We start from the raw sequence: 12,389 nt of genomic DNA on the forward strand, positions 1-12,389 counted from the left end.
CGGAAGACTGGTCGGAGGGGCGTCGCGCTGTGTCAGCCCGCTTGTTCGTCGACCGCTTCCGGCCGGGTGGTCCGTGGCTTCCTAGGTCGGCGGAACTTGACCACCGAGCCTCCGGGCGCGTTCACTCCCCCGTGGCTCACGACCAGCGCGCGGGTGGCCTCCTCCACCTCTTCGAATGCCGAGTTCGTGTCGGCGCGAAGGGTCTCGAGTCGTTGCCATGAGGTCGACCATTTGTCAGGACCGCGTGCGTGGAGTGGCTTCATTGGGAGCGACCAGTCCCCATAGGTGAGGGCGCGGAGGCGGTCGAGGGCCTCAGTCAGGCGGGGTTCTCGAGTGAGGAACGAAATCCGCAGAGCTCGGTCACGAAGGCCCTCGACGTGTTCGATGTAGTTGTCTCGCATCGTCACCAGCGACCTAAGCCGCCCGGTGGTGGCTTCGGTGGAGGTGTCATCCAACCGCTGCATTGCCTCTGCGCTTTGGATCCCCAGGTCTCGCTGCATATCCAGCGTCTTAACTCGCAGCACGAGTAATCCGGCGACTTCTTCCCGGAGCTTGTCCTCGACCGCCACCTCGCGGTCTCGGCGCTTGTCCATACGGTTGCTACGCTGCGTCAGCGTTACGCCTCCAAGGGCCACGACCGCGCCGCCGACCGGGCCGTTCGCCACGTCGGCCAGCCACGCCCAGAAACTCACCGCACTACCGGCGGCTTCGTCAGTGGCTTCGACTGCGCGGCATCGCGGTCCCGCAGGTACTGCTCGTAAGCCTCGATGTCCTGCATGATCGTGCTACCGCCGGGCTGCTGCCGCAGGAACTTCGCGATCAGCGTCGTGTACCGCTCCCGGGCGTCGGCCGGCACCTTCGAAACCGCCCGGTAGATCTGTGTGTTGGTTTTCGTCGCTTCGAGGAGTTGGGCGCACTGTCCACTGTCCAGGGACCGCAGTTCCCGCAGGCGCGCCCACACCGCGTCAGTGGTCGCGAAACTCCCCGACGCCGAAATCGCGTTCACTAGTGAGGCCGTCAGCCCTGCCACCAACTCCGGTTTCGCCTTCGCCCTGTCGACGATGCTCTCCGCGATCTTGGTTGGGTCGGCCGCGCCTCGGACTTGCTCGGCCTGCCGCTGCCCCAGGGGGCCGTACGCCGTGGCGTCGAACATGAACGCGAACACCGGAATCTTTCGCCCCAGCATCCACCCGACTTCTTGGTCGCACCAGTCGCTCTGCTTGAACCCGTCGTGGACGAACACAACGCCCGCGTCCGCCCGATCGAGGGCGTTCTCGATCTCGGCCGCCCAGGGGTTGTCGACAGCGATCGAGTCGTGCGCGACAAACAACGTGATGTTGTACCGCTCGAGCCGATTCGCGACAGCAGCGACGAGCGCACGGTGGGTGGTGAGGTGCGAGGCGAACATGAACAGCGGCTCGGCACTCCTCGCGGCCGAATGGGCCACCGCCACCGGAGCGTCCACCTGCGGGGTGTCGATATCGAATTGGCGGGCCAGTGCAAGGACCTGGTCGTCGGAGGCAGAGTTCACAGCCTCGGCGAGAGTCGACCCTGGACCGAATCCCTCGAACCGCCTCGGTTCGATGCCGTAGGTCTGTAGGACGATGTCCTCTCGATCCGAAGTCAGGTTCTCCAGTTCTTCGACGACCTGAAACAACAATTCAATTCGAACTTTCGGGTCCAACATCGCTCCGCCCCACTCCTCGCCCCACTGACGATCAGAGACACTATCGGAGCGGTCCGACATACAGGCCGAATCAGGCGGCCAAGCCAGCCCGCGAAGAGCGCTACGCAGTCCACAGGCCGCCCGCTTGGGCGGGCCTTCGCGTGGACGCATTTTGGACGCAAACTGTGTCCATCGCCCGTAATCTCGTGTCACTAGCGGTTAAGTAGCACCCGAGGTCGGCGGCCTGGACCCTCGGTGACCTGGAACCTTTCCGTCGTCGAAAATGAGTTCGAGTCTCACCGAGGGCACCAGCAGAACCTCCGATCCGCGTCGACCACGCGGATCGGAGGTTCTCTTGCACGCTGGCCCGACGCCACGAAGCCGAGAGGTCGGATCAGTGCCGCCGATCGACGCTCCCTCGGGCCGGGGTCACGCCTGCTCCGCGAGGGAGTCGAGGATCGCCCGATAGTGCAGGTGCGCCATGAAGTGACCGCCGGTACCGATATTCAAGGTGGACTTGGGAATTCGGCGTGCCAGCTCGGAGGGCCATTCCTTCGGGATGAGCCGGTCGGCGTCGCCCCACCACACGTCGACGGGAACCTCGAGGTCCTCGGGCTCGAACCCCCACGGCCGCGCCCAGGCGCGGTAATCCTCGACGATGCCGGAGGGGCTCCGTAACGCCTCGTTGGTCATCGCGGCGTAGAACTCGCGTTCGCCGGACACCACCTCGGCGTCGGCCGGACCCAGGCTCCGCCCGGCCATCCGGACGAACGAGCACGGCATACGCAAAGCCATGACTGCGAGGGACCGCAACGACATCTCTGCCAGGGCGGGCCACCGTTGCGAAAGACGCGTCAACCGTCGTTCCATTGCGGCGAGTCCGGCGAACGCGCCTTCCTCGGTGAGCGGTAGGGCACCGGCCACGATCGCGACCCGATTGATTCGGGGCGCTAGCGCATAGCCGAGCGCCGCGGCGTACTGACCGCCCATCGACCACCCCAGCACGCCCATGCGCTCGATCCCCAGATGGTCGACGAGCTCCTCGACATCGTCGGCCCAGTCCAGGACCGTCCGTCCGGGGCTCGGATCCGACAAGCCGATGCCGGGGCGGTCCGGGGAGATAAGCCGAATACCCGCAGCTTCGGCAACCGGCGTGGCGGCCCGGATATCGAGCCTGCACGACAACCCGGCGTGCGCGTTGACCACAACAAAGCCGTCGGCGGGACCATAGTCGGCGAATCCCATCAGCCGACCATCTCGCAGACTGAACACCCGATCCTCGGGCCTCACGGTCACTCTGTGCACACGTACCTCCGACGAGTCGGATTCACGATAACGATCGTTCGCCCCGCCGTCAGCAGTTCAGCGGTTCCCGTCGAACGTTCATCCAGCACCCATCGAAACCGCACCAACGAGATAGGCCTCGATGGGAACAGCCAGCTCCGCGGCGATGTCGCAAAGGTCCGAATCCGCTGGCGGCGTTCGGTATCCGACGATGTGATCGAGTACCAGCCCCTCGAGCAACTGGACGAACCCCGAGGCCAGCCGGGAAGGGTCCCCCGCACCAAGCACGGTGAAGAGCGCGACGGCCTTCTCGCGGGAGAACAGGGACACCATCAGGCGCATCCGCAGTGGCGGATCGTCGACCAGTTCGACCATGAGCGCACACCGCGCAAGCAACTGCTTGCGGCGGCCGGCAATCGTTTGTTCAAGCGACTTCGCGACGCCCTCGACGACGTCCGCCACGCACGACGCCGCTACTGGAACGAGACCCGACTTCGCGAAATCCTCCTTCGACTGCAGATGGATCCGGTCCACGACCACGCCGATCAGATCCCTCCGTGTCCGGAAGTAGTACGACGTCGATCCGAGTGGAAGCCCGAGCCGGCGATCGATCGCACGGTGCGTCAGAGAGCGGGCGCCGGCCTCGGCGATGACGTCGATAGCAGCGTCGGCGATGAGCGCCCTTCGATCCATGTGCATACTCTACATCCGTAGAGGATTCCGGAAGCCAGGAGGACACATGCGCCACGGGAGAACACGGCAGCGGATCTTCGGCACACCAGACGCACTCCGCCGTTCGGCGGAGCGCACAGGCCTCACATGGGACGACGAGCAGCGGAATGCGCTCGACCGGATCGCCGTCGCCGAACGTGGGCTCTACTTGTGGGGCACGCCCGGGCGGGGCAAGACACGGTTGCTCGACGTCCTCTACGAATCAGCACCGGTGGACCATAAACTGCGCCTCCATTTCCACGAGTTCTTCGATGCTCTGCACTCGGCTTTCGTCGCCACCGGGCATTCGATCGATGCTGCGATCGACCGGATCGCTGGGCGCGCCGAGTTGTTGTGCTTCGACGAGTTCCACGTCCACGATGTCGGCGACGCCATGCTGATCCGCCGGGCACTGCTCGCGTTGTTCAAACGCGGCACCGTGCTCGCCGTGACGTCGAACTATCGTCCTGACGAACTCCTGCCGAACCCGCTGTTCCACGAGGCTTTCGAGCCGACGATCGCTCTGCTGCACGCCCATCTCGAAGTCGTCGAACTCGGCGGAACACACGACCACCGGCGCGGCGCGGACCGCACCGGCGGCTTCGCATCGGGCAGATGGGTGTCGCCCGGCGCCGATCGCCAACTCGCCGAACTAGGTTTGCAACGGCCGGCGGACGACGAACGAACAGCCGTCAGCCCCACCGGGCGTTCGATCACGGCCAGGCAAACCCGTGATGATCGGATCTGGTTCGACTTCGACGATCTGTGTGCGGCCCCCACCACGCCTCGCGACTACCTGGCGCTGGCCGCGCGATTCCCCCTCTGGATCATCGACAACGTTCCGGATCCAGTGGATGCGACACCCGACGCCCTCCAGCGGTTCGCGAACCTCGTTGACGTGCTGTCCGACCGCGACGTCCCCGCCGTGTTCATCGCCGCCACAGACTCCGGTCTCGCCGCCGGCGACCGAGCTCCCCTCGACCTCGCCAGGACCGCGAGCCGACTCGGCCAGCTGCGCCGCCTCACCGAATGACCCACCGGTGGGACGCATCCGGTCCCGCCGGGTGGGCGGTCGACGGGCTGCGGCCGTCCGACGCGCGCCAAGGACTACGGCGCAGTCCGGTGAACGAGGATCCCACATCGAGAATCAGTTAACTCATGCGATACTGCAACACGTTCCATATCCGGTCACCGCCTCGACCGGCCGATCAGGCTCGACAAGCAGATGAGGTTTGCATGAGCGACACCGCGACACCGGCCGTAGAGGGCTGGTTCACCACCGGGCCGGAGCCGGCCTTGATCGGTACTTCGTGCCGATCCTGCGGGACGATCTCGTTCCCGCGGGAGACCACCTTCTGCAAGAACCCGAGTTGCTCGGGCGAGGAGTTCGACGACGTCGAGCTGTCCCGCTTCGGCAAGGTGTGGTCGTACACCGACGCGCAGTACCAGCCGCCGGCGCCATACATCGCGAGCACGGATCCGTATGTGCCGTTCGCGCTGGCGGCCGTCGAGCTGCCGGAGGGCCTGGTCGTGCTCGGCCAGGTGGCCGACGGCTACGGCGTCGCAGACCTCAAGGTCGGCAACCCGGTCGAGCTGGTCATCGAGACCCTCTACACCGACGAGACCGGCGAACGCAGCACCTGGCGCTGGAAGCCGGTCGCAGCAGCAGAGAACGGGGCACAGGCATGAGCGCGAGAAACGATGTGGCCGTCCTCGGTGTCGGCATGCACCCGTGGGGCAAGTGGGGCCATTCGTTCGTAAGGTACGGAGTCGCCGCGGCCCGCGCTGCCCTCGCCGACTCCGGCGTGGACTGGACGGACGTCGACCTCATCGTCGGCGGCGAGACCGTCCGCAACGGCTACGGCGGCTATGTCGCCGGCGCTACCTTCGCACAGGCCCTCGGCTGGAACGGCGCGCGCGTGGCGACGTCGTACGCCGCGTGTGCCACGGGCGCGCAAGCACTGGACACCGCGCGCGCCCGCATCCTCGCCGGACTGTCCGACGTCGCACTGGTCGTCGGCGCAGACACCACCCCGAAGGGCTTCCTCGCCCCGGTTGCCGGTGAGCGATGGGACGATCCGGACTGGCTGCGCTTCCGTCTGATGGGTATGACGAACCCGGCGTACTTCGCGCTGAACGCGCGCCGCCGCATCGATCTCTACGGCGCGACGCCCGAGGACTTCGCCGCGGTCAAGGTCAAGAATGCCAAGCACGGCCTGGGCAACCCGAATGCGCGCTACCGCAAGGAGGTTTCGGCGGCCGACGTGCTGGCCTCGCCGGTCGTCGCGGATCCGCTGCACCTGCTCGACATCTGTGCCACCTCCGATGGCGGCGCCGCCATCCTCCTGACCTCCATGGAGTATGCCCGCAAGAAGGGCATCGTGGATCCGGTTCGCATCAAGGCGATTTCGACGGTGACGCCCACCTTCCCGCAGACCATCATGGATATGCCGAACTTCTCCACCGATTCGGCGTCGGCCGTGCCCGCACCGGAACGAACGTTCAAGGAGTCGATCGGCGACGCCGCATACGAGGAGGCCGGCATCTCCCCCGAGGACGTCGACGTCGCCGAGGTCTACGACCTCGCGACCTCGGTCGAGCTCGACTGGATCGAGGACCTGGGGCTGTGCAAGCGTGGCGAGGCCGAGCATCTGCTGCGCGCCGGCGACACGACGATCGGTGGCCGTATCCCGGTCAACCCGTCCGGTGGCCTGGCCTGCTTCGGTGAGGCCGTGCCGGCCCAGGCACTCGCGCAGGTCTGCGAACTCACGTGGCAGCTGCGCGGCCAGGCCGAGGGCCGCCAGGTCGAGGGCGCCCGCGTCGGCATCACGGCCAACCAGGGCCTGTTCGGCCACGGATCGTCGGTCATCGTCTCCGTCTGACGGGACAACCAGCGCCATCGAGGCGCCCTTTCCCCCTGCAGGGAGGGGGCGCTTCGCTAGGTTCGACCACATGACGGATGCCTTCGACGGACTCGACGAGTACCTGCGCCCACACCTGGGCTCGTCCGCACTTCTCGTGATCGACATGCAGAACGACTTCACCGACGACGGACCGCTGCCGGTTCCGGGAACCGACCGGGTACTCCCCCGGCTCACGGAACTCGTCGAGGCATACCGCAATTCGAGCAAACCGATCGTGCACGTCGTGCGGCTCTACGACGGCGACGACGTCGATCTCGTGCGCCGGACGGCCATCGCACGCGACAACGCCGCCATCGCGCGCCCGGGTTCGCGCGGGTCGCAGATCGTCGACGGACTGCTCCCGCGGGACGCACCGCGGCTCGACTCGGAACTACTGCTCGGCGGCGCCCTGCAACCGGTCGGGGCGCACGAGGCAGTGCTCTGGAAACCTCGCTGGAGCGCATTCCACCGGACCGGCCTGGACGCCCATCTCGCCGCCCTGAAGGTCGACACCGTCGTCGTCGCCGGCTGCAACTTCCCGAACTGCCCACGGGCGACGCTCTTCGATGCCAGCGAGCGTGACTATCGGCTCGTACTCGCGGCGGACGCCACCTCCCAGGCGACGCCGGATCGCCTGGCCGACGCGCAGTCGATCGGCGTGGTTCCGATGCCGGTCATCGACCTCATCGAGCACGTTCGCGCCTGCTGACGAGCCGATTTGCGGAGCATCATCCTCGACGCCCCGTTCGGAACGCGAGAGTTTTAGCAGGTCACACGCGTGTTTCGCCAGCTTCCGCACCGTCCACACCCGCCCGTGCGATGTGACCTTCATTACTAATTGTATCGGTAACCAACTTTACTGAAGGCCTCGGATCCAGCGCCTCACCTGGCCCGACGCCGCCCTACTTCCCACATGCTGGACAGCCGTCCCAGAAAACCGAGACGTGACGTGGCGGCCGATCCGCCCTAGCGTCGTGATCGGCTCGACACGAACGAGCATCGCCGTCCCGCTTCAATCTGCTGATCCATCTGCGGGACCGGAATCGAAGACCTTCCAGGGTCACGTGCGAGGGAATCAGTCCGGTGCCCCTCCCAAAGCGTCACCGGACCTCTCGCAATCCACCACGGAGAGGAAATCACCCATGGCAAAGTTCACCGTCAAGCACACTCTCGGCATCGTCGTCGCCACCGGCGCGCTGGTCGCCGCCCCGCTCGCGATCGGCTCCGGTACCGCCAATGCGGCATCCGGAGACTGGGACTCCGTCGCCCAATGCGAGAGTGGCGGCAACTGGGGCGCGAACACCGGCAACGGCTACTACGGCGGACTGCAATTCAGCGCCGGCACCTGGAGCGCACACGGCGGATCCGGCTTGCCGCACAACAACTCCCGCGAGGAACAGATCCGCGTGGCGGAGAGCGTGCTGGCGAGCCAGGGCAGCGGCGCATGGCCGTCGTGCAGCCAGTACCTCTGACCGGACAAGGGGATCCCGCGTGCAAACCCCACGCGGGATCCCGCCGTCGAACTAGTTGACCGCCACCGCCGACATCCGCCACGGCCCGTCGCCGAGAAGCTCGAGCCGCCGGGTGTGGTGCTGGTCGACGGTGCTCCGGTGACTGACACTCACGAGCATGCACTCGGGCACCTCCTCACGGACCAGCCGGTACAACTGATACTCGAGTCCCTCGTCGACCGCGGACGTCGCCTCGTCGAGGAACGCCACCTGCGGCCGGATCAGCACGATCCGCGCGAAAGCCACCCGTTGCTGCTCCCCGGGCGAGAGGATCGCCGCCCAATCCGCCTCCTCGTCGAGACGGTCCACGAGGTTGCCGAGCGCTACCTTCTGCAGGACCTCACGAATCACGTTGTCCCCCAGGTCCTGCGCTCGGGCCGGGTATGCGACGGCGTCGCGTAGATTGCCGAGCGGCAGGTACGGCATCTGCGAGAGGAAGATCGCCTCGGATCCGGTCGGGCGGCGCACGGTACCGTCGGCGTACGGCCACATCTGCGCGAGGGTTCGCAGCAACGTCGTCTTCCCGCTGCCGGACGCTCCCGTCACCAGCAGAGCCTCGCCCGGAGTCAAGCGCAGGTCCAGTCCGTCGATGAGCGGACGGCCGTCCGGCAACCGCACGTACACCGACGACAGTTCCACCGCCCCATCGAGATGCTCGGTCCGAACCGCCGGGAGTGCCCGCGACCGCTGATCGGCGGTCACCAGACCGCTGAGCCGGATCAGGCTCGCACGGTAGCCGGCAAAGACGTCGTATGACTGCCGAAAGAACGCCAGCGAATCCGACACCTGACCGAATGCCACCGCGCTCTGCGTGATATCGCCCAGCGTGATCGTTCCCGCGAAGAACCTCGGAGCCTGGATGACGATCGGAAACACCACGGCCACCTGACTCACACCGAGGTTGAACCCGTTGAACTTCAAGGTGCGGAACACAATTCGCCACGCGTTGGCTATGACATAGGCGAATCTTCCGAGCAGCCCAGCCTTTTCGACGGATTCGCCGCGATAGAAGGCGACGCTCTCGGCACGATCACGCAGCCGGACCAGCGCGTAGCGGAAGTTGGCTGTGAGCCGCTCATTGAGGAAGTTCAGCCTGATCAGTGGATGTCCGATCCAGAACGCGATCACGGTTGCGATCAGGATGTACACGTAGACCAGAACAACCATGGCCCGCGGAATCCCGATTCCGAAGATCTCCATCGGTCCCGACAAATCCCACAGGATCTTGGTGAACGCGACCACCGACGTCACCGCTGTGACCAGACCCATCGACAGGGTCTGTGAGACCGTGATCATGTCGGTGACATCTGCCTGGATCCGCTGATCCGGATTGTCGATCCCCTTGTCGATGAACCTGCCACGGTAGTAGGCACGATCGTCGAGCCAGTCCCCGGTGACGCGAGCGGTCAGCCATTTCCGCCACAGGATCACGAAGGCCTGGCCCACGTAGTAGTCCAGCAGCGAGCGGATGACATGGATCGTCGCGAGAACTCCGAACACCGCGATCGATCGCCAGAACGTGGTCTTCGCCTCACTCATGGCCGCCGCGTCGCCGCCGGAGAACGCCTGCGCCGCCAGCTGCAGCGACGTGTACATCTCGTTGCCCTGGTAAGAGAGCAGGATCATCACGCGCACACCCATGACGGTGAGCACCAGCATCGCGGCAACCATCAGCCACGGCCGCCAACTGCCGCGGCCCGTGAAGTAGGCGCCCGAGAGGAGCCAGAACTGCCGACCCCACCTCGTATAGCGCGCGAGCAGCACGCCGATGACGACGAAGCACACGAGCGCGATCCCGAAGGCACGCGCGGTCCACAACAGACTCGCGACCGCCTCGTGGTTCCAGTCGATCGGCTCGTTGCGCATGAGGCTCCCCCATCAGCGATGGCGTGCCGGGCATGGAGATGAAAGTCTATCCGCCGCAGAGCCGCTCACGGACAGTCACGAGGGAACCGGATCAACGACGGGCCGGAAAGTGCCGAATGACGCCTTCCTGCACCACGGTTGCCAGCAACTGCCCGTCCTGCGAGAAGAACCGACCGGTCGCCAATCCCCGCGAACCGGACGCAACCGGCGATTCCGTTGCGTACAAAGTCCATTCATCGAACCGGAACGGACGGTGAAACCAAATGGAGTGGTTGACCGTCGCCGCGACGATGCGGTCCAGGCCCCAAGACAGCCCGTGCGTCGTGAGGATCGAGTCCAGCACGGTGGTATCCGACGAGTACGCAAGCGCGGCCGCATGCAGTCGCGGATCCCCGGGCAGCTCGCCGTCGGCCCGGATCCACACACGATTGTGATTCAGCCGCTCGCCCGTGCCTTTGAGAACCCAAGTCGGATCATTCGCGTAACGCATCTCCATCGGTTTGAGCGCATCGACGAACATCTGGAGCCGATCCTCGTAGCCGATCAAGTGATCGCCGATGGAGGGGAGCGCCTCCGGACCTGCGACGTCCGGGATATCGACACTGTGCTCGAGCCCCTGGCCCCAGTCCTGGAATGCCGCGAACATCGAGAACAGGACATTGCCGCCCTGATACGCGGAAACCTGGCGGTTCGCGAAGGCACGGCCGTCACGGTGTCGTTCGACGCGGTACTCGATCGGCGCCTTGACGTCGCCACCCCGGATGAAGTGGGCGTTGATCGCGTGAATCGGGCGGTCACCGTCCACCGTCCGATACGCCGCGACCAACGCCTGCGACACCAGCTGGCCGCCGAACGTGCGGCTGCCGACCTGCTCAGGATGATGACCGACGAAACGGTCGTCGTCGATCTGCTCGAGATCCAGGAGCGCGAGCAGCGTCTCCAGGTCACCCGACCTCGTCGGGGGTAAACCTGCCCCCACCCCATCGATCACCCGAGATGTCCCCTTCTAGTGGTCTTCCTCGCCGATCCGGTGCACGTGGATCAGGTTGGTCGAGCCTACTGTGCCGGGGGGCGAACCGGCGACGATGACAACGAGGTCGCCCTTGTTGTACCGGCCGAGCGAGAGCAGCGCGTGGTCCACTTGGAAGAACATCTGGTCGGTGGTCGCGACCGGGTCCACCAGGAAGGTCTCCGTACCCCACGAGAGCGCGAGCTGGCTACGCACCTCCGGCAACGGGGTGAATGCCAGCAGCGGCAGCGGCGTGTGCAACCGGGCCAGACGGCGAACCGTGTCACCGGACTGCGTGAAGGCAACCAGCGCCTTCGCGTCCAGGCGCTCGCCGATGTCGCGCGCACCGTAGGAGATGACACCGCGCTTGGTACGCGGCACATGTGTCAGCGGCGGCACCCGCGCCGGGTCGGTCTCGACAGCCTGGACGATGCGGGCCATCGTCTGCACCGTCTCCATCACGTACTTGCCCACCGAGGTCTCACCCGAGAGCATCACCGCGTCGGCGCCGTCGAGCACCGCGTTGGCAACGTCCGACGCCTCGGCGCGGGTGGGCCGCGAATTCTCGATCATCGACTCGAGCATCTGGGTGGCGACAATGACCGGCTTCGCGTTCTCGCGGGCAATCTGGATGGCACGCTTCTGAACCAGCGGCACCTGCTCGAGGGGCAGCTCGACACCGAGGTCACCGCGGGCGACCATCACTGCGTCGAAGGCCAGCACAATGGCCTCGAGGTTCTCGATGGCCTCGGGCTTCTCGAGCTTGGCGATCACGGGAACGCGTCGGCCGACGCGATCCATCACCGCGTGCACCAACTCGACGTCGGCGGGCGAGCGGACGAACGACAGTGCGATGAAGTCGACACCGAGCCGCAGCGCAAACTCGAGATCCTCGATGTCCTTCTCCGACATCGCGGGCACCGACACGTTCATGCCGGGAAGCGAGACGCCCTTGTTGTTGCTGACCGGGCCGCCCTCGGTGACGCGACAGACGACGTCGTTGCCCTCGACCTCCACCACGACGAGTCCGACCTTGCCGTCGTCGACAAGCAGCCGGTCACCGGCCTTCGCGTCCTGCGCGAGCTGCTTGTACGTGGTCGAAACCCGGTCGTGGGTTCCGTCGCAGTCCTCGACCGTGATCCGGACCTGCTCGCCGGTCTCCCAATAGGTCTTGCCCTCCACGAAACGGCCGAGTCGGATCTTCGGACCCTGGAGGTCGGCGAGAATACCGACCGCGCGGCCCGTCGCATCCGACGCCTCGCGTACCCGGCGGTAGTTGTCTTCGTGATCGGAGTGCTCGCCGTGGCTGAAGTTCAGTCGAGCTACATCCATTCCGCTCTCGACGAGCTCACGGACGCGATCACCGGTAGCAGTAGCAGGGCCAAGAGTACATACAATCTTAGTGCGTCGGGTCACGGGGAAAGCCTAGTCGGTGCCGC

General features: G+C 65.9%; 12 protein-coding genes. 5 read left to right on the forward strand and 7 right to left on the reverse strand.

Going from position 1 to position 12,389, the window contains the following annotated elements; translation table 11 throughout:
* Positions 1–32 precede the first annotated feature (32 nt).
* From ERC79_RS01320 to ERC79_RS01335, 4 genes are all read right to left on the reverse strand, one after another.
* Positions 33–692, reverse strand: a complete 660-nt coding sequence (locus tag ERC79_RS01320; protein WP_131575052.1) for a hypothetical protein — start codon at positions 690–692, stop codon at positions 33–35.
* Positions 689–1,687, reverse strand: coding sequence for a toll/interleukin-1 receptor domain-containing protein (locus ERC79_RS01325; protein WP_165497020.1), 999 nt, complete (start codon positions 1,685–1,687; stop codon positions 689–691). The genes ERC79_RS01320 and ERC79_RS01325 overlap by 4 nt, the downstream gene beginning before the upstream one ends.
* Before the next feature lie 408 nt (positions 1,688–2,095).
* Positions 2,096–2,911, reverse strand: coding sequence for an alpha/beta hydrolase (locus tag ERC79_RS01330; RefSeq protein WP_207390404.1), 816 nt, complete (start codon positions 2,909–2,911; stop codon positions 2,096–2,098).
* Positions 2,912–3,049: 138 nt separating this feature from the next.
* Positions 3,050–3,643 (reverse strand): TetR family transcriptional regulator, encoded by a 594-nt coding sequence (locus ERC79_RS01335; protein ID WP_165497021.1) that lies wholly within the window; start codon positions 3,641–3,643, stop codon positions 3,050–3,052.
* A 46-nt stretch (positions 3,644–3,689) separates the two neighbouring features.
* On the opposite strand from ERC79_RS01335, the gene zapE reads away from it, so the two are divergent.
* The 5 genes from zapE to ERC79_RS01360 all read left to right on the forward strand — a co-directional run bounded on the left by zapE (position 3,690) and on the right by ERC79_RS01360 (position 8,036).
* Entirely contained in the window at positions 3,690–4,694 is a 1,005-nt protein-coding gene (gene zapE, locus ERC79_RS01340) for a cell division protein ZapE (RefSeq protein WP_165497022.1), read from the forward strand.
* A 203-nt stretch (positions 4,695–4,897) separates the two neighbouring features.
* Positions 4,898–5,350: an OB-fold domain-containing protein gene (locus tag ERC79_RS01345; RefSeq protein ID WP_131575059.1), complete on the forward strand. Its 453-nt coding sequence runs from the start codon at positions 4,898–4,900 to the stop codon at positions 5,348–5,350.
* Complete coding sequence (locus ERC79_RS01350; RefSeq protein WP_131575061.1) at positions 5,347–6,543, forward strand: lipid-transfer protein; 1,197 nt, start codon at positions 5,347–5,349, stop codon at positions 6,541–6,543. The genes ERC79_RS01345 and ERC79_RS01350 overlap by 4 nt, the downstream gene beginning before the upstream one ends.
* 70 nt (positions 6,544–6,613) lie before the next feature.
* Positions 6,614–7,273 carry an isochorismatase family cysteine hydrolase gene (locus ERC79_RS01355; RefSeq protein WP_131575063.1) on the forward strand — a complete coding sequence of 220 codons (660 nt, stop codon included), beginning with the start codon at positions 6,614–6,616 and terminating at the stop codon, positions 7,271–7,273.
* A gap of 433 nt (positions 7,274–7,706) precedes the next feature.
* Positions 7,707–8,036, forward strand: coding sequence for a transglycosylase family protein (locus tag ERC79_RS01360; RefSeq protein ID WP_131575065.1), 330 nt, complete (start codon positions 7,707–7,709; stop codon positions 8,034–8,036).
* 51 nt (positions 8,037–8,087) lie between these two features.
* Here the strand turns inward: ERC79_RS01360 and ERC79_RS01365 are convergent, their stop codons facing one another.
* From ERC79_RS01365 to pyk, 3 genes are all read right to left on the reverse strand, one after another.
* Positions 8,088–9,941, reverse strand: coding sequence for an ABC transporter ATP-binding protein/permease (locus tag ERC79_RS01365; protein WP_131575067.1), 1,854 nt, complete (start codon positions 9,939–9,941; stop codon positions 8,088–8,090).
* Between the two features lie 91 nt (positions 9,942–10,032).
* Positions 10,033–10,929: an acyl-CoA thioesterase II gene (locus tag ERC79_RS01370; RefSeq protein ID WP_131580637.1), complete on the reverse strand. Its 897-nt coding sequence runs from the start codon at positions 10,927–10,929 to the stop codon at positions 10,033–10,035.
* An 18-nt stretch (positions 10,930–10,947) separates the two neighbouring features.
* Complete coding sequence (gene pyk / locus ERC79_RS01375) at positions 10,948–12,366, reverse strand: pyruvate kinase (RefSeq protein WP_131575069.1); 1,419 nt, start codon at positions 12,364–12,366, stop codon at positions 10,948–10,950.
* Positions 12,367–12,389 lie beyond the last annotated feature (23 nt).

It is taken from the genome of Rhodococcus sp. ABRD24 (assembly GCF_004328705.1).
Classification (GTDB): Bacteria; Actinomycetota; Actinomycetes; order Mycobacteriales; family Mycobacteriaceae; genus Prescottella.